The following is a 22,658-nucleotide window of genomic DNA, read 5'->3' as shown; positions in this document are numbered from 1 at the left end:
TTAGTTTGAGCGATTTACTCGACCTCGCGCAGCTTGCGGCCGCTCTTCCGCCGCCGGAACGAAAAGAATTTGTGGCCGACGTAACTGACCACGGTAGTCACGATCACAATCAGCGCCTGGGCCACGAGCGGATTGAGCCCCCCGAACTCGACGAGCAACGGCAGCGCAATGGTATTGATGACGAGCGCGACCACGTTCACGCCCGCGAACCGGAAGAAATCGATGAAAACGTTGTGCCGGCCCGAAATCCTGAAGGTGAACCGGCGGTGGCTGAGAAACGCAACGATCGTGCCGACGATGGTCGCGATGTAGAGGCTCAGCAGATAACTGGTGTGCTTGCCGATGGTGAGTTGCACGAGTACGAAGATGCCGTAGCCGACAACCGTGTTGAAGCCGCCGACGATCACAAAGCGCGCACGCTCGTCCTGCAGCAGACGCCGGATAAGGCCGACCAGCCCGCGTGGCTTGGACGCTGCTGCCTCATTGGCCGTGGTGTTGTCGCTCATGGCCAGGCTCCGGATTGCTCATCGTGTTCGCTCATCGTGGTCAGCGAGTGTCTATATCCCCGTGGTCAGCGAGTGTCTATATCCCCGTGCGACGGTAGCACCCCAAGTCTAAGGATCGGCCGGGCGCCGGTCAGCGCCGTGCTTCGCGGTCGCGCTCCGTAAAAGGAGTCACCGGTAGTCTGGGGCGGTGGATGTGCGCCAGCGATGACCAAAGAGAAGATATCGATCATTACCCCCTGCTACAACGAAGAAGGCAACGTTGCAGCATGTGTGGCCGAGGTCGCTCGAGTCATGGCGGACGAGCTCGCTGACCTCGACTACGAACACATCTTCTGCGATAACGCGAGCACCGACGGGACGCTCGACGCTCTTCGGCAATTGGCCGCGGCAGACCCCCACGTCAAGGTCATCGTCAACTCGCGCAATGTCGGGCCCTTTCGGAGCATGGCCAACGGCTTGCGAAGTGTCACCGGCGACCTCGTCGTCCCGATGATCCCCGCGGACCTCCAGGATCCACCCTCCGCGATTCCGGGGATGGTCGCTCTCATGACCCCGGCGGTCGAGGTCGTCTACGGAATCCGCGCAAACCGACGCGAGAGCATCCTGATGCGGGCCGCCCGGAATTCCTACTACCTGGCTCTGCGCTCGAGCGGAGGGGTGACGCCACCAGCCCATGCGGGCGAGTTCATGCTCGCTCGCCGCGACGTGATCGACGCCATCTCCGAGGTGGGCGGCAGCTACCCCTATATCCGCGGCCTGGTAGCGCAGACGAACCCGCGCTTCGAGACCTATAGCTATGAGTGGGCTCGCCGCGACATCGGCAAGTCGAAGAACTCGATTCCCGACCTCATCGACCAGGCGCTCAATGGAATCGTGACGACGGCGCGAACGCCGATCAGATGGGCACTCTTCCTCGGCCTGGTTTTCGCTGTTGTCGGTGTGGTCATCGGCATTGCGAATCTCGTCATCTTCCTGGTGAACGGCTCGACGGCTGCGCCCGGAATCCCAACCCTCATCGTCGCCACGTTCCTGTTCGGCGGGGTCAACCTCTTCTTCCTCGGGCTCATCGGCGAGTACATCTTGAGTATTCACTCGAGCGTGCGACCCGAGCCACCGATGTTTGAGCGGGAACGAATAAATTTTGAATAGTCGGCAACCGATGGATACTTGTCGAGAGACACTGATCCACGACAAACTACGGGAATCCGGCAGGGCTCCCTGGAAAAACTGGTGAAAATGAACGCGCACGTGTGGGCCTCGCACAAGACCGGCTCCGACCTCATCGCCGACTTCATCGCGGCTCGCTGTCATGAGAATGTCTTCGTTGTCAACGGTGGCGCGTGTGTGTTCATGATCGACGCGCTCGGGCGCAATGAGACCACAGACTATGTCTGCGTCCAGCACGAACAGGCGGCGGCGATGTCCGCCGACGCCATCTGGCGCACCACCGGCAAAATCGGCGTGACGATGGTGACGAGCGGCCCGGGAGCGACAAACCTCGTCACCGGAATCGCTTCCTCGTGGTTCGACTCCATTCCTGCGCTCCACATCACGGGCCAGGTGAACGACCGGGAGAGCAAGACCACCATCGGTGCCGATGTCCGCCAGGCCGGCTTTCAGGAGACCGACATCGTTGCCATGGTTTCGACCATCACCAAGATGGCCGTGAAGGTTTCGACGACCGCCGAGCTCGCGATCGCGCTTCGCGACGCGGTCGCGATTGCCACCTCGGGTCGAATGGGCCCAGTGGTCGTCGACGTGCCCATGAACGTGCAGCAGGATCCTGTTTCAGAGCAGGACTACCTCACGGCTCTCTCCGAGGCCGATGTCGAGCCTGCCCTTGGGGAGATCGACGCGCGCGAAATCGGACTGCAGATCCAGGGCTTCCTTGCGAACGCCCAACGCCCCCTCGTGATCATGGGCGGCGGACTCGGCCTCGCCGGTACGGCGAAGGTCGCACAGGACTGGTGCGAAGCCCACGGGATCCCGTACATCGCGAGCTGGGCCGGCCTGACCTACCTCGACAGGTCACTCCCGGGTTACCAGGGTTCGCAGGGCGTGTACGGATCCCGTCACGCCAACTGGAGCGTGCAGGGCGCCGACAAGATCCTGTCGCTCGGAAGCCGGCTCGACAACCGCCAGCGCACGGGAAACCCGCGGGCGTACGCGCCGTTCGCCGACATCTTCGTCGTCGACGTGGACGCGGAAGAGATTCGCAAATTCCACGCCAACCCGCGCTACACCGGACGCGCATTCGACCTTTCCGATCTCGCCCCAGTACTGGCCAGTGTGTCGTTCTCGTATGACTCCGAGCCGTGGCTGGACCTCGTACTCGCCGACAAAGGGTCCAACTCGTCCGGGTGGGAAGCATCCGTCGAGCCCGGCGAATTCAACCCATACGACGCCGTGCAGGAGTTCCAGAAGTACCTGCCGGACGGTTCGATAGTTGTCTCCGACACCGGCGCCAACCTGTGCTGGCTCTTCCAGGCCTATGCGGCCGATGACAGTTACCTGTTCACCTCCGGCGGCAACTCCCCAATGGGATACAGCCTGCCCGCCGCGATCGGAGCCCAGATCGCGCGACCGGAAAAGCCCGTCGTCTGCGTGATCGGCGATGGCGGCCTGCAAATGAATATCCAGGAGTTGCAGACTGCGGTCAACTATGAGCTGCCGATAACCATCGTCGTCTTCAACAATTCGGGCTACGGCATCATCAAGCAGTTCCAGGACTCGAACACGAACAGCCGGTACCACGCGAGCGGCGAGGGATATTCCACCCCCGACCTGCAAAAGATCGCGGCGGCCTACGGCATTCCGTTCAGCCGCGTTACCGCTGTCGAGGACATCGAGCCGGACATGTTCGAGCGGGGCCTCAAACTCGTTGAGTTCGTCATTCCCCAGCAGGCACTGATCACGCCGAAGGTGGAGGGCGGCCGTTTCATCCACGACCAGTTCCCGTACACGACCCAGTCGGGGCAGCAGCCACTCCCGTTCGACTACCCCTCGAGCCCGAGCGATCTCGTGGTCAGCTCCGCGCTGTAGGAGCAGTTAGTCCCGGGGAGGCTCGGGAATTCGCCGGCCAGCGAAGTACGGATCGGCGACCGGCTCACCTTTCAACCAGCGAGCGGTGAGCGCGAGGCCCTCCGGTGTGGAGACCTCCGGGCTCCAGCCCAGCGCCACCAGTCTTTCGGTCACCGGGTCGAGGTGAGCAATTCCGCCGGGATCCGCGAGCTTCGGGGCGAAGTTCAATCGACCAGTAGTGTCGAAGTTGCTCGCGAATTCCTCGACGATTTCTCTGAGCCGCGGCGCGAGCGGATTCCCGACATTGACGATGCCTCGCGCCTCCCGATGGGTGGTCAGCGTCGCCAGCGCCGCACCGGCGTCAAAGGCGTACAGGTAGCTCCATCTCTGCTCCCCAGACGAGAGGTCGATGTCCTCGTCCGCCGCGAGCCTCCCGGCGACGCTGGAGAGCAGCATTCCCGCGTTGTCCATCGGGCCATAGACCGAGAATACGCGCGCCCACACCCAGTCGATACCCCGCGACTCGCACAGGTCGCGCAGCTGTTCCATTGCCGCGACCTTGGCCTGACCGTAGGTCGTGGCGGGGTTCGTAGTCGACTCTTCCTCGGCACGATCCGAGCGCGGGCCGTATTCGGCCTGGCTGCCGAGGCCGACGATTCGACGAACGCCCGCTTCTGCCGCCGCAGCGATCATCGCCCGATGACGGTCGAGGTTGCTCCACTGGACGTCGTCGTCTCGGGTCCCCGCGGCGACCCCTTCCCAGTCAAGGAAGACGAGGGAGTCAAAGGACTTCTCGCGGATGACGAGCGGCCAGTCCGCGCTCGGCCGCGCGACGACATCAAGCCCGGGTAGTCCGCCTATCCGCCAAACATCGGTCGTCGGTCGGACGATGGCGACGGCCTCGTGACCCGCGCCCAGCAGGGCGCGGACTGTCCACGAGCCGAGGAATCCGGCCGCACCAAGGACACCTACCCGCATAATCGTTGCCTAGGTCGCGGGAATGCGTTCGTCACCCTTTTTCACCGGTGACTTTCTTCGCTGGACCAAGCGCCGCCACAACCTTTTCTCCAACGGCATGGCATAGTAGGCGACCACCAGTATGGACATCGCCTGTAGGGGAACTACATAGCGGGTCTCGAAGTGAGTGAGCCATACCACCGCGATGTTCGCACCCAGGATGAGGAAGATCATGAGCGGACCCGCCGCTCGCCTCCTGATGCTATCTCTCAGCAGTATGAACAGGGCACCGATAAAAGCGAAGAGCGTCAGTATGCCGAAGCCGATGTTGTCGAACCTCCCCACCGAGCCGCCCGGGATGGTGAGCCAAGTCTGAACGGTGAATACGGCTCGATTCGCCACGAACGGGAGTGGATTCGTCAGCGCGGCCGTGAATGACTCTTTTTGGAAGAACTGGAACGTGTTGGGTGCGGCGCCTCCAAAGGGTGCCGCTCGTACCGATTCCTGCTCTTCGAGCGCAGCACATTTAAGCGGCTCGAGGTGACAGGGCCAGTTTCCTCCGCCGGCCACGATGAATCCGCCGCCGAGATCATCGAGCCGCTTGTCGCTCATCCACTCCTGGGCCCACTGGTAGTCGCTCTGTGACCAGGAGTAGCTTCCGGGATGCAGGACGGCCTCACCGTAGATGGTCCACGGGGCACACAGGGCGAGGAATGTCACGCCAAGGGCGCCCCATTCGATGAGACCGCGGCGGGTGGCCGGATCAGCTGCCGGACGAGGCTTCTTCCTGAGCCGGATGCGATTGATGATGTACCGCACAACAACGACGAACACGAGGCCCACGAGAGCCGCGGGTACTGCGTTGAACCACATGATCCTGAGATAGGCGAGCGCCGCCAGAGCTGCGCCCAGGGCAATAAACAACCAAATTCGAGGTTTACTGGGTGGAGTGTGGCTCGCCCAGAGCAGGCCGAGGGCCACGAGAGTGCCGAGTGCGGTGGCGAGTCCATCGCTTCCGAGAACACCGGCGTTGATGGTCCAGCCCGTGAAGATGGGGCTGCCGATCCAGAAGACTGCAAAGATCGCGAAACTGACGTAGGCCCGGCGCGGGATGAAAATGAGCGCGGCGAACGTGAGGACAAGGGACCAGAGCGCGCACAGGAGGAGCACCATCGGGATGACCGGTGATGCCCCTTGGCCTAGCTTGACCAGCGCGGCCAGAAGGTAGGGCATTCCGGGCGGCCACAGGTTGAGCACCCAGATATGGGCCTGCGACATCACGCCGTCCTGAAGGTCGACTGCGGCGTTCAGGTAGCTCCCGGCATCGCTTCCTCCGAGCACAGGCGACAGCTTCGAGATGGGCGCCGTGGCAGCGAGGCCGAAGAACCTGGTTCGGGTCCATTCCGGCAGCGCTATCCAGACCTCGATGGCAAACGAGAGGGCAAAAACACTGACGCCGAGAACCGCGCGTTTCCGCCAGGACATCGTAACCTCATTGCCAAAGCCGGTGATCGACAAGTATTTTCCTTCGAAATTGGCGAAGTTCCGAGGGAATTCGCGGAGAGCCTGGGTTCGGTCTTGCGGAAGCGGCGTTCCGACTCACGGTACCCGATCAAACATCGGCGTACCCGAACGGAGCCTCGGGATCAGCTCGGATGGCATCCGGTGATTCCGGGATTATCCACGGTCTAGGCTAGATTGTTCGAGATTAGCGCGGCTCCACGTCTTCAGCGCGCTCAACTAAGAGGATTTATGAAATACCTGCAGGAAGTCTGGGGCTCCCGAGAGTTGCTCCTTAACCTGACCTCCCGAGAGGTACGCGGCAAGTACAAGCGCACGATCTTCGGCCAGCTCTGGTCGCTCGCAAACCCGCTCGCACTCATGCTCATCTACAGTCTCGTCTTCGGTGTGCTGTTCAAAAGCAATCCGCTTCCGGGTGACCCGAGCGGGTTGGATGTCTTCGCCCTCTGGCTCCTGTGTGGATTGCTGCCCTGGACCTTCTTCTCGGCGGTGGTGAGCACAGCAGCGTCGTCGCTGGTGGGAAACGCCAACCTCATCCAGAAGGTGTCCTTCAGCCGAATCGTCCTACCCCTCTCTACAGTCGGATCGTCCGCCTATAACTGGGGATTCGAGATGGTAGTTCTCCTCGTCGCCGTTTCCATTGCCGGTGGCTTCGTTCTGCCGTGGATACCTCTCCTCATCGTCGCGATGATCCTGCTGGCGATTTTCGCGGCCGGCGTCGGACTGATCTTTTCCATCGCCAACGTGTACTTCCGGGACACCCAGTACCTGCTCGGAATCGTCCTCCAGCTGTGGATCTACCTCACGCCAATCATCTATCCGATACAACTGGTTGAGGCGGCATCGCACACCCACGGCGGTCTCCTCGGAACTCCCGTCACCATCCTCGGTCTCTACGACCTCAACCCGATGGTTCATTTTGTGGCGCTGTTCCGCGAGTTGATCTACGACAACCGCTGGCCGGATGGCGTCGAGTGGCTTATCTGTCTTTGTTGGGCGCTTGGCGCCCTTGTCATCGGAATGATCGTCTTCCGAAAGAACGAACCGAATCTGGCGGAGGCGCTGTGACCGAAGTTGCTGTGCGCGTGGACCATGTGACGAAGTCGTTCCGTCTTTATCACGAGCGTAACCAGAGCCTGAAGTCGGCAGTGATGCGCGGGCGCCGATCGGTGCACGACGACTTTCTCGCGCTCGACGACGTGACATTCGATGTACCGACTGGGTCTACCTTCGGACTGATCGGAAGCAATGGCTCGGGCAAGTCGACGCTGCTCAAATGCCTGGCGAACATCTACCACCCCAATGGCGGCACGATCACGCACTCCGGCAAAATCGCCGCGATGCTCGAGGTCGGCTCTGGCTTTCATCACGAGCTCTCCGGGCGAGAGAACATCTTTCTCAACGGGTCGATTCTCGGAATGTCCAAGAAAGAGGTCACGCGCAAATTCGACGAGATTGTCGATTTCTCCGGTGTCGAGCAGTTCATCGACCAGCCGGTTAAGAACTATTCCTCGGGAATGTATGTGCGGCTCGGATTCGCGATCGCCATCAACGTCGAGCCGGATATCCTCGTCGTGGACGAGGTTCTTGCCGTGGGTGATGCCGAATTCCAGGAGAAGTGCTTCCATAAGTTCGAGGACTTCAAACGAGATGGCAAGACGGTGATCCTGGTCAGCCATTCGATGGATACCGTGAAGCAGATGTGCGACCATGCCGCGTGGCTCAGTCATGGGAAACTGATTTCGGCCGGCGAGGCCGTTCCGACTATCAAGGCATATATGGATTCGCTCTCCGCGGGCTAGCCGGATGATTCGTCGGCGATTCTCGCCCGCTCTCCCCAACTAGCTCCTCGGCCCCCGCTTGTGTCCCCGGATAGGATTTACCCGTGCAACTTCGCCAGCTCTCGATACCTGACGCTTACGAACTGACTCCGATCAAGCGGGAAGATGACCGGGGTGTCTTTCTCGAGTGGTATCGCTTTGATGATCTCGAGGCGGCGATCGGGCATCCGTTCGCTCTTCGGCAGGCGAACCTCTCGGTGTCGAAGCGCGGAGTCGTGCGCGGAATCCACTACGCTGACATCCCCCCGAGCCAGGCGAAGTACGTCACCGTCACGCACGGCGCCGTTCTCGATTACGTCATCGACATCCGCGTCGGTTCGCCTTACTTCGGGAAGTGGGAAGCGGTGCGGCTCGACACCGAGACCCACCGGGCCGTCTACCTGAGCGAGGGCCTCGCCCACGCGTTCGTTGCGCTGACGGATGACGCGACGGTGGCGTACCTCGTCTCGGACGTGTACAACCCCGGCGCCGAGCACGGCATCAACCCGCTCGACCCCGAGATCGGTCTCGTCTTCCCCGAGGAAGCCGGCGAGTTGCTGTTCTCGGAGAAGGATCGCGAGGCACCATCCCTTGCGGAAGCGCTGGCGAGTGGCGCGTTGCCGGACTGGCACGAAACGGTCAAGTACTACAAGTCCCTATCGGCAGGAAGCTAATGCGCGGAATAATTCTGGCGGGCGGCTCCGGTTCGCGCCTGTGGCCGATCACCAAAGGCATATCCAAGCAGCTGATGCCGATCTACGACAAGCCGATGATCTACTACCCGCTCTCCACGCTCATGAGCGCCGGCATCCGCGAGATCCTGATCATCACCACCCCGGCCGACCAGGCACAGTTCCAGCGACTGCTCGGCGACGGCAGTGCGTGGGGTATCGAACTCTCGTATGCCGTCCAGCCGTCGCCTGACGGCCTCGCGCAGGCGTTTGTCATCGGCGAGGAGTTCATCGGCGGTGAAAAGGTCGCACTCGTGCTCGGCGACAACATCTTCCACGGCGCCGGTCTCGGATCGAACCTGCAGACACACGCCGACGTCGACGGTGCCCTGATCTTCGCGTACCAGGTCGCAAACCCCCGTGCGTACGGTGTTGTGGAATTCAACACCGCAGGAAAGGCGATCTCAATCGAAGAAAAGCCCGAACACCCGAAGAGCCGCTACGCGGTGCCCGGCCTGTACTTCTACGACAATTCGGTTGTCGAGGTGGCGAAGGCCATCAAGCCCAGCGCACGCGGTGAGGTGGAGATCTCTGCAGTAAACGACCACTACCTGGCCACCGGGTCCCTTCAGGTTCGCGTGCTCGACCGCGGAACCGCCTGGCTCGACACCGGAACGTTCGAATCGATGATCCAGGCGACCGAATTCGTGCGAGTGGTCGAGGATCGCCAGGGTTACAAGATCGGCTGCGTTGAGGAGATTGCCTGGCGCGCCGGTTGGCTCACCGACGACCAGCTCGCCGAGCTCGCCGTACCGCTTGAAAAGAGCGGGTATGGCGTGTATCTCTCGGGGCTGCTCGAGCAGTGACCGTCTTCGGTCGCGCTATCGCCGATCGACCAGTACCCATTGGACGACTGCCGGCGAAAGGTCGGTGGTGTGTGCCTTGGCCAGGTCGCGCCCGGAATTGACATCGAGCACGTCGCGACACAACGCTGAGCCGGAGAGCATGGTGAGGCTGGTGCGAGTGAGCATCAATTGGCTGCCCGGGAGGCTCTGAAGGTATTCGCACTGCATATCGGCCGCGCCCGGAAGGTCCAGGTATATCGGGTTGAGAAACAGATTGGCGTTCGTGATGCCGAGTCGTGGCGACCAGGTCGATCCTGAAATGCCGAGAATGCCCATCAGGTTGGCGGTGTTCGGTACCGAGGCAAGCGCCCCGGTGGGGTCGGGCAAGAGGAACGACGGAATCGTCTTTGATGGTTTTATTTGGGAGACGACAGCCTCGCCAGACTCCTTGATCGACGGAAAGTACGTCCACGAGGCAAATGGGATCGCCAGCGCTAGAACGGTCAACGCCGCGGCAATCCACTCGCCGTTGCGCCAGGTCGTGACGCCTGTGCGTCGAAGCAGACGGAGGTTGCTGAATCCCGCGCAGAACAGTAGCGCGAGGATCACCGCCGCCTGAAACGACGAACCGATCACCAGGTTCGGCGTGACCGCACGGCCGGAAAAGTATATGAGCGAGAGAAGCAGCCACGACGACTCGTAGAGAAGCGCCTGGTGCAGCACGGAGTTACGCAGGGTCAGTCGCCGCGTGCCAAGGAAACCGATCACCAGTCCGATTATCGCGAGCATCACAAACGCGATATGCAGTCCGAGCACGGGCAAGGGCATATTCGAGATGCCTGTGACGGCGAATGCATGAACGAAGAAGAGGTAATAGCTCGGGTGGAACTGATGGCCCGCGAGGCTGGTGATGATCAGGTACGCCGCAACGGGAGTAATGGCACCGCCGAGATAGATGGCGGCCGCCCGCAGTCCCCTGAGGAAACCACGCTGAGCCACGAAGACAACGATTAGGCCGCTCAGCAGGGCGGGGACGCCGAAGTCCAGGTTGTTGAACGCGGTGATGCCGGCGATGGAGCCGAGCACGAACGGAACCCACCACCGCTCGCGCCGACCAATTCGACGCATTCCGATGAACGCGATGGCCGCCAGCAGCACGGTCGGAAGCACAAAGCGCAACGGCAGGCTCGCGTAGTAGCCAAGCCCGACCCGCCCTTGCAGAAAGATCACCGGCACGACCAGGACGGGCATCAGCCAGCGAAGGCGACGGGGGGCAACCCAGATCGCCGTGACGACGGCGAGGCCAATGGTCGCGATCTGCAGGAAGATCACCCAGACGAAGGCGAACAGCGAGGCGTGCCGCGCGAAGAACGCCGGTGTCGCCCAGGCGATCGCCGCAAGCGGCAGCCCGAGCAGCGACTCGTACTGGGAGACGTAGTCGAAGCCCGGCAGGCGGCCCGACGCCGGGGCAAGGAGCTCCTCGAGCGTGAATTCGCCGTTCCAGTCCACCTGTAGCTGGAGTAGGGGAAAGGACGCGAGGCAGGCAACGACCACAACGGAGATCGTCAGTAGCTGTCGCCCGGTGCCCATTCTCTTCATCAGCAGGGCCAGCGCGACGATTGCGGCCAACCCGCCCAGGCCAAGTGAGCTGAAACTGAAGCCGTTCCACTGGGCGGTGTTCGCGTACTCGCCGTTCCGCCAGGCGGTGAATACTCCCAGGACGCCGACGCCGACAAGCGCCATCACGGACACGCTGTGCTGCCAGACGGTGGAGAGCCGGCCCCGACGACTGAGACGGTCGAGCAGCACCGTGGTCAGTACGGCGATGACGCCGCAGGCCCACACGGTCAACAACCACGCCTTGTTGGTGTCGACCGCCGGCCCAAATCCGAGAAGCCGACTTTTCGCGAGTGAGGCGGGAACCCCGATTAGCGTGACAATGGTGGCGAGTACCACCGTTATCAGCGCCGCGGAGAGCGCCCACTCCGCCCACAAAAATCGTGTTGAAGTCGAAAGTGGCCGGTTCGAAATGATGGTGTCCCTCGGTGAAGATGCTCACGCCGTATGGCGCAGACGCAGCCCAGTTTAGCCAAGTGATTTTGTGCGTCCCCCATCGCCGGCCCGGGAGCTATCGGCCAGTCCGGTTGGAGTTGATGTCGCGACGACACGTTGCGTTAACATGGAGACCGATGACCAAGCCAGATGCGTACCTTCACCGAATTTCCGTGGTCGTCCCGGTCTACCTCGGAGAGACCACCCTTGCGGCTCTCGTGGAAGAGCTCGAACTCTTCACGACGCGTTTCACGACTCCTGACGGGCACCAGGCCTCAGTCGACGAGATCCTGCTCGTCAACGACAACGGGCCGGACGATTCCTCGCGGGTGATCCGCGAGCTTGAAGAACGAGTCGCGCAGGTGCGCGGTATTTGGTTGACCAGGAACTTCGGACAGCACGCCGCCACTATCGCCGGCATGGCCTCGTCGGGCAACGGCTGGATCGTGACCATGGACGAGGACGGGCAGCACAATCCGGCCGACATCCCCGGGATGCTCGACAAGGCGCTCCGCGAAAGTGCCCACGTGGTCTACGCGGCGCCGACCAACAAGCCGCCACACGGGTTCGTCCGATCGTCGTCATCGCGGCTCGCCAAGCACCTCATCGCCTCCCTTTTCGCCGACAAGCACGCCCATCCCTCCGACTACCAGAGCTTCCGGCTTATCCTCGGCGAGGTCGGCCGGAGCGTTGCCGCCTACTCGGGTTCGGGCGTCTATCTCGACATCGCTCTTGGCTGGGTTACGACCCGGGTGACCACCATGCCCGTCGAGTTGAGAGCCGAGAAGCGCGCGGTCTCGGGGTACTCGTATCCGTCGCTGCTCGCGCATTTCTGGCGAATGGTGCTTTCGAGCGGAACCCGAGGGCTGCGCATCGTGAGCGTCCTCGGCGCAATCTTGGCATTCGTCGGCGTCTTCTTCTCGATCTACTTTGTCATCCAACGCCTCGCCGGCGGCGATTTCCCCCAGGGCTGGACCACGGTGATCATCGTCGCCCTACTGTCGTCCGGGGCGATTCTGATCTCCCTGGGCATCATCGCGGAATACCTCGGCGTCGCGGTCAACATGGCTATGGGCAAGCCCCTCTATACGATCATGAGTGACCCGAGCAAGGGTCCGCTTGGACGCCGGACGAACGAATGACCAACTCGACCTGGGTGGTCGGCAGCAGCGGCCAGCTCGGTTCGGCGCTGGTCCGACGACTCACCGAGGATGCCGCGACAACGGTGATCTCGAGGCGCATCGACTGGGCGAATAGCACCGCACGAGACGAAGACCTGCGCACCGGGCTCGAGGAATGGCTCTCCGTCGATGGGGCGACGGCCTTCAACCTCATCTGGGCGGCCGGTGCCGCGGTGACTTCAACGGGCGTTGGTTCGCTCGAGGAAGAGACCAACGTATTCAAACGTTTCCTTCACCTGGTCGGTGAGTCAGTGCGGGCGCGCGGGCTCGCCGCTGACACTTCGCTCTTTCTCGCGTCCTCCGCCGGGGGCATCTACGCCGGCGCGTCGCCCGCGCCGTTCACCGAGCAGACGATTCCTGCGCCTGTGAGTCCCTATGGCGAAGCGAAACTCGAGATGGAGGAGACCGTCAGGCGGCTCGTTCGGGACAGCGGAATCCGTGCGCTGATTGGGCGCATCTCGAACCTGTACGGACCGGGGCAGCGCATCAGCAAGCCTCAGGGATTCGTCTCCCAGCTCTGCAAATCGATGCTCTACCGGACCCCTTTCTCCGTGTACGTGCCTCTGGACACGATGCGCGACTACGTCTACACGGATGACGCGGCAGAGATCATCCTCGCGTCTCTCGAAAGGCTGGGCAAAGCTGATCCCGGCACTACTCTTGTCAAGAACATCGCAAGTCAGGTGCCGACCACTCTCGGCCACATATTGCATGAGGCGAGGGTCGTGTTCAAGCGGAAGCCCGACGTGATACTCGCGTCATCCGCGCTGGCGGCAGGACAGGTGATGGACCTGAGAATCGAATCGACGGTGTGGACCGACCTCAATGATTTGCCCCGCCGATCGTTGCTCGTCGGACTTGCAGAGACACGAGCGGGTATGGAGCTTCAATTGCGTGTGAAAGGCATCGAATACCGATGAGGTCAGGCACCGAACCTCTGATCCTTCAGGGATCCTTCTCCGAGGATTCTCGGGGGATATTCTCGAAACCCTTTCCACTCGCCAGCCAGTACGATTTCGACTTCGTGGTCGAAGAGATCTTCTGGAGCACCTCGTCACTGGGTGTCATACGGGGAATGCACTTTCAACTCGAGCCTGATGAGATCGCCAAGATCGTGTGGGTGTCACACGGTTCGATCTACGACGTTCTGATCGACCTGCGCGACGGTGACTCTTACGGAGCGGTGTCCACCTACCCTCTCGACGCCCTCAGCGGACAGTCGCTCTATGTCCCCGCCGGATTCGCACACGGGTACCAGGCACTTGAAGACATGTCGATCGTGAGCTACGCGGTGGACGGAGTCTTCTCACCGCAATCCGACGCCGGAGTCCGCTGGGACTCGCTGGGGATCGATTGGCCGCTTCCCGTCACCGAGATCTCCGAGCGCGACAAGGTCCACCCCGCGCTAGCGGACTTCACCGCCCGATTTCGGAAGCCCGCGTTGTGAGTCGCGCGCTTGTCACGGGTGCCACCGGATTTCTCGGCCGGCGACTCACCAGCCTCCTGATCGCCCGAGGCTGGACGGTGACCGTCGTCCACCCCGTCGAGTCGGACTCGCAGGTCACACTCGAACGGCTGCACTCCGAGGGCGCCACAATCGCGCGGTACACCGGGGCCGATGAACTCCGGGATTCAGCGCAGAACGCTCGCCCGGATGTCGTATTCCATCTCGCCACCCTCTACCGACGTTCCCACACACCGGCGGACATCCAGCGGATGATGAGGGCGAACGTCGAAATGGGGACGATCCTGCTCGATGCCCTTGCGGGCATGGACTGTGTCGTTGTGGCAGCGATGAGCTATTTCCAGTACCGCGATTCCCGGCCCAGTTCGTACTCCCTCTATTCCGCGACGAAGCAGGCATTCTCGGTCATCGCGAGCTACTACCGGGAGTTGGCGGCACTCGACGTGCGAGAGGTCGTGCTCTTCGACACCTACGGGCCCTCCGACACCCGGGAGAAGCTGATTCCCGCGCTCATCGAGGCCGCGGTCACACGGTCGAACCTGTCGCTCGGGAGTTCCTCACAGCGCCTCAACCTCCTGTTCGTCGACGATGTCGTCGACGGTCTGGTCGCGGCGGCCGGCGGCGCCGCATTCGAGCGCACCGCCCTGCGGGCCGACCATAATGTGACAGTCGGTGCGCTTGTGAAGGAACTCGAATCGGCGATCGGCGGGAGCGTGGACGTCACGTTCGATGAAGGGCGTGCCGCCAACGACCTGGTCGACCACTCCGGAAACTGGAAAGCACCCGAGGGATGGCGACCCGGGGTCTCTCTCGGCCAAGGACTGCTCGAGACCTACCGTGCGGCCCAACCTAGCGACGGCTAGCGTTCGAGGGGCTCCGGTAGCTGCGACGAAGCCCTGAACCAAGCTCGGGCGCGTTCGAGCGCTTCGTCGCTCAAAAGGATCGGCTGGTGGCGCTAGGGCCGTGTCGCGCGTCCGCGCGTCCGAGCGAGCCAGGATACGACCGTCCGCGCGAGGAAACTCGTGCGGAAGCGCAGCCCGGTTGTGGCGCGGTGAAACGCGTTGGAGACTACGACCCCGCTCGTTTCGAGTGAACGTGCCCAGCCCTGGAAGTCGCGGAGTTGGTTGCTGCCGATCGACTGCGACCAGGAGGCGTTGTGCAGTCTGAACGCGGCATCCACGCTCCTCAGCCCGAGGAAGGAGCCGTGTTCGAGCACCCTCACGTACATTTGGAGGTCCGTGACGTAAGGGAAGTCGTCTCCGAACGGAAGCGACGCTTTGAGGGCGTCCGCACGGAAGAGCACCGACGACGGCTCGCCGAACGGATTCGCCCCAGAAAACGCTGCCTTCTTCTGGGCGCGCTTGCCCGATATCGGCCCACCGAGCCTGGATAGCCCACGTCGCGCCATGATTACCCGGCCAGACTCGTCGACGACCCGCCTGGGCGAACCGACGAGTACGGCATCCGGATTCTCGATCGCGGCCGCGAGTTGGCGACCGAGCCCGCCCTCGGTGACATAGTCGTCGGCGCACAACAGCTTCACGTACGGTGCGGTGGCCGCTTCACAGGCGGCCGTCCAGTTTTCCGCCGCCGACACGAGCCGGTCAGACACGACGAGGGTGAAATCGTCGCTCGATCGTGCCCTCAACCACTCAAGCGTTCCATCGGTCGAGCCGTTCTCCCTAACAATGACCTCGACGTCGTCTGGCTTATCGCGCAGGACGCTTTCGAGCGCTTCGGGAAGGAATGGCATCCCGTTATGAACCGGGATCACCACGGAGACTCTCGGCGCCATCTACCAGGTCTTCCACGGTGCGTCGCCGGAATCCCAGAGATCATTGAGCATCTTCGACTCGCGGTAGGTGTCCATCGGTTGCCAGAAGCCGGCATGCGGATGTGCCGCGATCTCGCCGTCGGCGGCGAGGGTCTTGAGCGGCTTATCCTCGAGCATCGTGTCATCGTCGAGGTAGTCGAAGACGCCCGGCTCGAAGAGGAAGTAGCCGATGTTGATCCAGCCCTCGACCTGCGGCTTCTCCTTGAACTGCTTGACCGAGCCGTCCGGTTCGAGGTCGAGGACACCGAAACGGCTGAGCGGCTGGATCGATGTCATCGTCGCGATCTTGCCGTGCGACTCGTGGTATTCGGTGAGGGATTTCAGATCGATGTCGGCAAGGCCGTCGCCGTAGGTGCAGAGAAAGCGCTCTCCCTTGACGTACTTCTCGATCTGCTTGATCCGGCCGCCGGTGAGGGTGTTCGGACCCGTGTCGGCAACCGTGACGGTCCAGTCGAACTCGTCATGGGCACCGTGGTAGGTGATGCCGGCTTGGTCGCCGAGCGTGACGGTGAAGTCCTGGTTCACCGCTCCGTAGTTCGTGAAGTAGTTCTTGATGATCTCGCTCTTGTAGCCGGTGCAGATCACGAAGTCCTTGATGCCCTGCTGGCTGAGCACCTTCATGATGTGCCACAGGACGGGCCTGCCGCCGATTTCGACCATTGGTTTCGGCCTGAACTCGGTTTCTTCGCGCATTCGCGTCCCGAGTCCGCCGGCAAGTAGTACTGCCTTCATGTGCTTTTCCTGTCGTACATAGGGGGTGGGCTGCTCCGTGGCGGACCCACCGACAGACAACCCTAGCCTTTGGCAGGCTCAACTCGCCCTAGAATCGTTGGTCGGACTACATTCTTACGGAGCACATACATCGTGGCTGAAGACCCAGAACGCCAGCAGATCCTCGACCTCGTCAGGGCCTACGCCGAGAAGGCCCTCGAAAAGGCCGAATTCGTCCCCGGCGAATCGGTCGTTCCCGTCTCGGGCAAGGTGCTCGGACCCGACGACTTCGAAGCACTTGTCGACTCGTCCCTCGACGGTTGGTTGACCGCCGGTCGGTTCCACACCACGTTCGAACGTGAACTGGCGCGGTATGTAGGTAGCCGCAGTGCGATGTTCGTGAACAGTGGGTCGAGCGCCAACCTCGTCGCGCTGAGTGGGCTCACGAGCCCGAAGCTCGGAGCACGCGCCCTCAAGCCGGGTGACGAGGTCCTCACGGTTGCGGCAGGCTTCCCCACCACGGTGAACCCGATCATCCAGAACGGACTCCGTCCGGTCGTGGTCGACGTGGAGCTCGGAACCTACGACGCGATTTCCGAGCGTCTGCGTGAAGCGGTCGGCCCGAAGACGCGAGCCATCATGATGGCGCACACACTCGGCAACCCCTTCGATCTCGACACCGTCCAGGAGCTGTGCCGCGAACACGATCTCTGGCTCGTCGAGGACTCGTGTGACGCGCTCGGATCGACCTACAACGGAAAGCGCACCGGCAGCTTCGGTGACACGGCCACTCTGAGTTTCTACCCGGCGCACCACATCACCACCGGCGAAGGGGGTGCAGTATTCGTGAAGTCCCCGCTCGTGCGCAAGCAGGTCGAATCCTTCCGAGACTGGGGACGCGACTGCTACTGCGAGACCGGTCACGACAACACCTGCTTCAAACGATTCGAGTGGCAGTTGGGCGACCTCCCCGTCGGATATGACCACAAATACATCTATAGCCACATCGGCTACAACCTCAAGGCGACCGACATGCAGGCGGCCCTCGGCTCGTCGCAGCTGACCAAGATCGACAGATTCGTCGAGGCCCGCAAGAGAAACTTCGTGCACCTGCACGAGCGGTTCACCGGGGTCGAGGGACTCATCCTTCCGTTCGCCACTCCAAAGTCGGATCCGTCGTGGTTCGGATTCCCGATCACCCTCGAGCCAGAGCACCCCGTCGACCGCAACGAGCTCATGAGGTTCCTCGACAGCAGGAAGATCGGTACCCGACTCCTCTTCGCCGGCAACCTCACCAAGCAGCCGGCCTATCGGAACGTGGACTTCCGCGTCGTCGGCGACCTGACGAACACCGATATCGTGATGAACCGCACATTCTGGGTCGGCGTCTATCCGGGGCTCACGATTCCGATGCTCGACTACATCGCCGATTCGGTCATCGAATTCGTCGAGAACGCCTCGCGGTAGTCGATGCATTACCTCGTCACCGGCCACACCGGATTCAAGGGGGCATGGCTCACCCTTCTTCTCCGGTCGCGCGGGCACACGGTGTCCGGGCTGTCGCTCGATCCGCTTGAGGGGTCGCTCTTCGAGACGGCCAGGCTGGCTGAGCTTGTCGAGGATGATCGACGGGTCGACATCCGCGATGCCACCGCCACCGCCACCGCCATCCGGGAGATGGCGCCCGATGTGGTCTTCCACCTCGCGGCCCAACCGCTCGTCAGGCGCTCCTACGCCGATCCGCGGGAGACGTTCGAGACCAACGTCATGGGCACGCTCAACGTGCTCGAGGCTGTCTCCACTACGCCGTCCGTCGTTGCCCAAGTGATCGTGACAACCGACAAGGTGTACCGGAACGTCGACCAGCGTGCGGGCTACCGCGAGTCTGACCCTCTCGGCGGTGATGACCCGTACAGCGCGTCGAAGGCGATGGCGGACATCCTGACCCAGTCCTGGGTGAAGAGCTTTCCCGGTGTTGCGACGGCTGTCGCGCGAGCCGGCAACGTCATCGGTGGTGGCGACGTCAGCCCGGATCGGCTCATGCCCGACCTGCTGAACTCCTACTCGCACGGGGAGCCGGCGTCGCTGCGCTACCCGCTTGCGGTTCGACCCTGGCAGCACGTGCTCGACTGTCTCAACGGCTACCTGGTTCTCAGCGACGCGCTCCTCGCGGGCACCGGTGCGGGCGAGTGGAACTTCGGACCGGGCGAGGAGAGCTTCGTGGCGGTCGGCGAGGTCGCCGACATCACGGCCAGGCTCTGGGGTGATGGGGCGACGTGGTCGGCGCCGGGCGGTGAGTACTTGCACGAAGCAAACCTTCTTGCGCTCGACTCGGCGAAGGCAATCGAGAATCTCGGTTGGTCGAACCGGCTCGTGTTCCCCCAGAGCGTGGAGTGGACGGTCGACTGGTATCGCGCAGTGGCGGATGGCCTCGATACTCGTGCAGTGACCGCAGACCAGATCAGGGCCTTCGGCGAGTTGGCCTGAGCACCGCTTTCGCCCTCCGGCCCGAACTGGGGCCACGGACCAGAGTCGCGACTTTGCTGCAATAGGCGCCTAAATCCGCCCTTCTGTGAGAGAGTTTTTCGTGGGTAGTCGTGTGATCACGACGTAGGGCAATAGGCGTATAGCAATAACCGGCAGGGGTGCCTCGGATGGCCATGACACGCAAAGTCACTAGCATGTCTGGAATTCTCCGGCAACGAGGACGCGACAAGTTCTTCACCGTCGCGGGAATCGCAGTCGCGCTCGGCGTAGTTCTGAGCGGCCTGACTCTCGTCGTTGTTCCCGCGTCTGCCCAGGCTGTCACAGGTGCAGACTTCAACGCCGGGAACATCATCAGCGACGCGGTGTTCTACAACGAAGATGCGATGCAGCCGTCCCAGATCCAGGAATTCCTCAACCGCCAGGTGACGTCGTGCGCCGCCGGCTACACCTGCCTGAAGGACTTTACGCAGAACACGATGAGCCATGCGGCCGACAGCTACTGCAGGTCGCCATACACTGGCGTCGCCGGACAGAGTGCCGCCAACATCATCTATGCGGTCGCCAAGGCATGCGGGATAAATCCTCAGGTCATCCTCGTCCTGCTCCAGAAGGAACAGGCTTTGGTGACGAGCAGGAACCCGAGCCAGGCCGCCTACGACAGGGCCACCGGTTTCGCCTGCCCCGACACCGCTCCCTGCGCCGTCGACTCCCTCGGCTTCTCTAACCAGGTGTTCAAGGGTGCGCGCCAGTACAAGATCTATCGCGCCCTGCCCAACAGCTTCAACTATCGGGCCGGCAAGGTGAACAATATCCAGCTGAACCCCAATGCCGGATGCGGAGCACCAGCTGTTTACATCGAGAACCAGGCGACCGCCGGGCTCTACGACTACACCCCATACCAGCCGAATGCCGCGGCCCTGGCAAATCTCTACGGAAGCGGCGACGGATGCTCGTCCTACGGGAACCGAAACTTCTGGCGGATCTTCAGCGACTGGTTCGGCAGCACCCAGGGCGGCGGAACCCTCGCGAGGACGGTGGGCGATCCCACGATCTACCTCGTGACTGCCGACCACAAGTACCCGGTTCAGACCATCGCGACCTTCCTCTCTCTCTCCGCTCTTGGTCCGTTCCAGTACACCTCCCAGGCCTATCTTGACCAGTTCCCGACCGGCATCCCTGCCGGGAACGTCTTCCGCGATGCGTCGACCGGGTTCATCTATCTCATTGCGAACGGTGCGAAGAACAAGTTCCCCAGTTGCGGGATGGTATCTACATGGGGTCTCGCCGGAACCACGGGATGCGGCAACTACATTGACCTGATGCCGTCGCAGCTCCTCAAGCTCGTGACCGGCCAGGACGTCACCCAATTCCCACTCTCCAACTCTTCCGGTGTCATCTACAGCATGAGCGGCGGCATCAAACGGGCCGTGCATTCGTTCGCTCAGATCGACGCGATCGCGAACGGCGGCTCGAGCGCTTACACCGGCTTCGCGCAGGGCACTCTCGACATGTTCGCCACAGGTCCCGACGTCATCGATGCCGGTTCCGTAGTGAAGTCCGCATCCAGCACGACGCTGTACCTCCTGACCAACTCGGCGACGCCAACACTCGTTCCCATCCCGTCTATGGGGATATACGCCGAATTCGGCCTCAGCGGCTACACGGTGAGCAGCGACGCCGGCATCGCCGCGTCGGCCATCGCCTCAACTCCGCTCTCGATTGCGGTGACGTGTGGAGCGCAGCAGTACATCGCCGGAAGCGGTGCGCTGTGGGCAATTCCGAACGCGTCTGGGCTGCCAACGACAGCGATCGACGCGGCCAACTGTGCGGCACTTCCGAAGTCGTCGACGGCGATCTCCGGTGCTCTTTTTCTGCGTAGCACCTCTGGTTTGATGTACAACGTCGCCGGCGGCAAGAAGGAATTTATGTCGACGATGGCGCAAGTGAACACGCTCAACGGTTCGAACCCGCTGGTCTGGATCACCGAATCCGACTCGACCCTTGCGGGCATCCCCACGCGTGCCGCGGGACTCACGCCGGCAACGCTGGTCAAATCGGCGTCGAGTCCGACGGTGTACTTCGTCAACGGGACGACTGGAAAGGTACCGCTTTCCTCCTTCGCCGTCTCGAACGAATTCGGCATCAGCGGGTACAGCGTCGCCCCGGATGCCCCCCTGGACTCCTACCCCACGACGGGTGCCCCGCTCTCCATCTCCGTCGCCTGCGGAGCAACCCGCTACATTGCCGGTGGCGGCTCGCTGACGGCGATCACGGCGCCGGATGCCGGGCTGCCGACGACCGTTCTCGACACCGCGGCCTGCGCGCCCCTGGCGAAGTCGAGTGCGACCGTCACCGGCGCCGTGTTCCTGCGGGTGCCGGCGAATGGTTACATCTACTACATCAGTGGCGGGACGAAGCGATTCGTCACCACCATGGATAAGGTGAACGCCCTCAATGGAACGAACCCGCTCGTGTTGATTCCCTCAAACGACACGGTGCTTGCCTCCATCCCCACAGGTCCGAACGTCTAGGCGAGGCTCGAGGCTCGATTCCGGATCAGACGCCGGATGCTCGTCGTCGCTCGCCGCTCGGCGAGCGCGTCGATGAGCGCCGCGCGAAAGAGATCCTCGTCGACGGAGAAGTTCGAGTGCATCCAATGATTGCGAGTGCTGCTCTTCGCCAGTGTGGTGGTCGTCGGCCCCGACAGGTAGGAAAACCGGACGCCGGCCACGGCCGCGATCGCTGCCGGCAGGATGAAATCGGTCAGCGCATCAGAGACGAGGGCGAGGACCTGGCTTCCGGGCGGCATCATCAAGTAGTTGGCCATGACCGCGCCGCTGGCCCCAACCAGCAGGGTTGCGGTCGAAAATGCCACGAGTTGATCGTCAAAACTCATCGAGCCGGGTTCGATGGTTTCCAGGCCGAGTTCAACCGCGATTTCCGCCAGGCGGGCCTCATTGACAACGCCACGGTGGTCGGACTTGCGGCTGAGGAAGAGCCGTCGGCCCGACGTGCTGGGAGGCAATGCGTCTAGCCCCCAGGCAGTGCGCATCGCGCGAAGCGGCTCCGGGTTGAAGCTGAGTCCCTCGCTCCAGGGAATCCTTGTCGTATCGAGCACCTGGACAGGGGGTGAAACAACATGCAGCGTCTTCACGAATTGAGTGGTCTCGGGGTCGATCGTCAGCACCGGTCGTTCAGTGATGCGTCGTAACGCTGCCATTCCACTTGACGGAGCGCGGGCGGTGACCAGTAGGGGGACGTCCACCCCGATCGAAGAATCGATCTGCATCACTCGCGGCAGATATTCGATCAACCAGCGGAACCAGTTGAAGTCGTTCCGACCTCCGAGGAGGATGCCTTCTTCGATGGGCTCGGAAGCGGCCGGCTTGAGCAGCACCAACGCAGCTTCCGGATGCGTCCCCGAACCGAAAACACTGGCCCACTGGCCCGCGACGAAGTCGCGACGAGGGTCGGCGGACTCCTCGTAGAGGATGAGGGCGTCCCGACGAGAACGGTACCGCCGTTCTGAACTCGAGCGTCCTGAAGTCGTCTCCAACGGGTATCAGGTACAGGCAGCATCCGCTCGC

General features: G+C 62.4%; 20 protein-coding genes. 13 read left to right on the top strand and 7 right to left on the bottom strand.

All coding sequences use genetic code 11. The annotated features are described in order from the left end of the window. Nucleotides 1-14 precede the first annotated feature (14 nt). Nucleotides 15-506: a GtrA family protein gene (locus tag VIM54_RS11905; RefSeq protein WP_331901588.1), complete on the bottom strand. Its 492-nt coding sequence runs from the start codon at nucleotides 504-506 to the stop codon at nucleotides 15-17. Nucleotides 507-710: 204 nt separating this feature from the next. Between VIM54_RS11905 and VIM54_RS11900 the strand changes: the two genes are divergently transcribed. After that, a complete protein-coding gene (locus VIM54_RS11900; protein WP_331901586.1) occupies nucleotides 711-1,655 on the top strand; it encodes a glycosyltransferase family 2 protein in 945 nt (314 codons plus the stop codon). 87 nt (nucleotides 1,656-1,742) lie between these two features. Beyond that, nucleotides 1,743-3,548 (top strand): thiamine pyrophosphate-binding protein, encoded by a 1,806-nt coding sequence (locus tag VIM54_RS11895; protein ID WP_331901585.1) that lies wholly within the window; start codon nucleotides 1,743-1,745, stop codon nucleotides 3,546-3,548. A 6-nt stretch (nucleotides 3,549-3,554) separates the two neighbouring features. Here the strand turns inward: VIM54_RS11895 and VIM54_RS11890 are convergent, their stop codons facing one another. Beyond that, on the bottom strand, nucleotides 3,555-4,505 hold the full coding sequence (locus VIM54_RS11890) for an NAD(P)-dependent oxidoreductase (RefSeq protein WP_331901583.1): 951 nt from the start codon (nucleotides 4,503-4,505) through the stop codon (nucleotides 3,555-3,557). Nucleotides 4,506-4,514: 9 nt separating this feature from the next. Next, nucleotides 4,515-6,002, bottom strand: a complete 1,488-nt coding sequence (locus tag VIM54_RS11885) for a hypothetical protein (RefSeq protein ID WP_331901581.1) — start codon at nucleotides 6,000-6,002, stop codon at nucleotides 4,515-4,517. A gap of 234 nt (nucleotides 6,003-6,236) precedes the next feature. On the opposite strand from VIM54_RS11885, the gene VIM54_RS11880 reads away from it, so the two are divergent. The 4 genes from VIM54_RS11880 to rfbA all read left to right on the top strand — a co-directional run bounded on the left by VIM54_RS11880 (nucleotide 6,237) and on the right by rfbA (nucleotide 9,362). After that, nucleotides 6,237-7,073: an ABC transporter permease gene (locus tag VIM54_RS11880; protein ID WP_331901579.1), complete on the top strand. Its 837-nt coding sequence runs from the start codon at nucleotides 6,237-6,239 to the stop codon at nucleotides 7,071-7,073. Next, nucleotides 7,070-7,807: an ABC transporter ATP-binding protein gene (locus VIM54_RS11875; RefSeq protein ID WP_331901577.1), complete on the top strand. Its 738-nt coding sequence runs from the start codon at nucleotides 7,070-7,072 to the stop codon at nucleotides 7,805-7,807. Before VIM54_RS11880 ends, VIM54_RS11875 begins: the two co-directional genes overlap by 4 nt. 83 nt (nucleotides 7,808-7,890) lie before the next feature. Beyond that, nucleotides 7,891-8,499: a dTDP-4-dehydrorhamnose 3,5-epimerase gene (locus VIM54_RS11870; RefSeq protein ID WP_331901575.1), complete on the top strand. Its 609-nt coding sequence runs from the start codon at nucleotides 7,891-7,893 to the stop codon at nucleotides 8,497-8,499. Beyond that, on the top strand, nucleotides 8,499-9,362 hold the full coding sequence (rfbA, locus tag VIM54_RS11865) for a glucose-1-phosphate thymidylyltransferase RfbA (protein ID WP_331901573.1): 864 nt from the start codon (nucleotides 8,499-8,501) through the stop codon (nucleotides 9,360-9,362). The genes VIM54_RS11870 and rfbA overlap by 1 nt, the downstream gene beginning before the upstream one ends. Before the next feature lie 15 nt (nucleotides 9,363-9,377). Here the strand turns inward: rfbA and VIM54_RS11860 are convergent, their stop codons facing one another. After that, the gene (locus tag VIM54_RS11860; protein WP_331901571.1) at nucleotides 9,378-11,192 is read right to left on the bottom strand and encodes a hypothetical protein; all 1,815 of its coding nucleotides are present in this window, start codon (nucleotides 11,190-11,192) and stop codon (nucleotides 9,378-9,380) included. A gap of 338 nt (nucleotides 11,193-11,530) precedes the next feature. On the opposite strand from VIM54_RS11860, the gene VIM54_RS11855 reads away from it, so the two are divergent. From VIM54_RS11855 to VIM54_RS11840, 4 genes are read left to right on the top strand one after another with little or no spacing between them, the layout of a single operon-like run. Further along, on the top strand, nucleotides 11,531-12,535 hold the full coding sequence (locus VIM54_RS11855; protein WP_331901569.1) for a glycosyltransferase: 1,005 nt from the start codon (nucleotides 11,531-11,533) through the stop codon (nucleotides 12,533-12,535). Further along, entirely contained in the window at nucleotides 12,532-13,494 is a 963-nt protein-coding gene (locus tag VIM54_RS11850; RefSeq protein WP_331901568.1) for an NAD-dependent epimerase/dehydratase family protein, read from the top strand. The genes VIM54_RS11855 and VIM54_RS11850 overlap by 4 nt, the downstream gene beginning before the upstream one ends. After that, the gene (locus tag VIM54_RS11845; RefSeq protein ID WP_331901566.1) at nucleotides 13,491-14,021 is read left to right on the top strand and encodes a dTDP-4-dehydrorhamnose 3,5-epimerase; all 531 of its coding nucleotides are present in this window, start codon (nucleotides 13,491-13,493) and stop codon (nucleotides 14,019-14,021) included. The genes VIM54_RS11850 and VIM54_RS11845 overlap by 4 nt, the downstream gene beginning before the upstream one ends. Next, entirely contained in the window at nucleotides 14,018-14,902 is an 885-nt protein-coding gene (locus VIM54_RS11840; RefSeq protein WP_331901564.1) for an NAD(P)-dependent oxidoreductase, read from the top strand. Before VIM54_RS11845 ends, VIM54_RS11840 begins: the two co-directional genes overlap by 4 nt. A 92-nt stretch (nucleotides 14,903-14,994) precedes the next feature. Here the strand turns inward: VIM54_RS11840 and VIM54_RS11835 are convergent, their stop codons facing one another. Continuing rightward, entirely contained in the window at nucleotides 14,995-15,834 is an 840-nt protein-coding gene (locus tag VIM54_RS11835) for a glycosyltransferase family 2 protein (protein WP_331901563.1), read from the bottom strand. Beyond that, nucleotides 15,835-16,605 carry a glucose-1-phosphate cytidylyltransferase gene (gene rfbF, locus VIM54_RS11830; protein WP_331901562.1) on the bottom strand — a complete coding sequence of 257 codons (771 nt, stop codon included), beginning with the start codon at nucleotides 16,603-16,605 and terminating at the stop codon, nucleotides 15,835-15,837. It abuts the gene before it with no gap. A gap of 132 nt (nucleotides 16,606-16,737) precedes the next feature. On the opposite strand from rfbF, the gene rfbH reads away from it, so the two are divergent. The 3 genes from rfbH to VIM54_RS11815 all read left to right on the top strand — a co-directional run bounded on the left by rfbH (nucleotide 16,738) and on the right by VIM54_RS11815 (nucleotide 21,602). Next, nucleotides 16,738-18,051, top strand: a complete 1,314-nt coding sequence (rfbH, locus tag VIM54_RS11825; protein ID WP_331901560.1) for a lipopolysaccharide biosynthesis protein RfbH — start codon at nucleotides 16,738-16,740, stop codon at nucleotides 18,049-18,051. 3 nt (nucleotides 18,052-18,054) lie between these two features. Continuing rightward, a complete protein-coding gene (rfbG, locus tag VIM54_RS11820; RefSeq protein ID WP_331901558.1) occupies nucleotides 18,055-19,071 on the top strand; it encodes a CDP-glucose 4,6-dehydratase in 1,017 nt (338 codons plus the stop codon). 194 nt (nucleotides 19,072-19,265) lie between these two features. Then, nucleotides 19,266-21,602 carry a hypothetical protein gene (locus VIM54_RS11815; protein ID WP_331901556.1) on the top strand — a complete coding sequence of 779 codons (2,337 nt, stop codon included), beginning with the start codon at nucleotides 19,266-19,268 and terminating at the stop codon, nucleotides 21,600-21,602. Here the strand turns inward: VIM54_RS11815 and VIM54_RS11810 are convergent. Then, entirely contained in the window at nucleotides 21,599-22,468 is an 870-nt protein-coding gene (locus VIM54_RS11810; RefSeq protein WP_331901554.1) for a glycosyltransferase family 61 protein, read from the bottom strand. The genes VIM54_RS11815 and VIM54_RS11810 overlap by 4 nt on opposite strands. Nucleotides 22,469-22,658 lie beyond the last annotated feature (190 nt).

Source organism: Lacisediminihabitans sp., from assembly GCF_036569425.1.
GTDB lineage: Bacteria > Actinomycetota > Actinomycetes > Actinomycetales > Microbacteriaceae > Lacisediminihabitans.
Note: the sequence above shows the minus strand (reverse complement) of the source record. Positions and strands in the feature narration are given on the sequence as shown.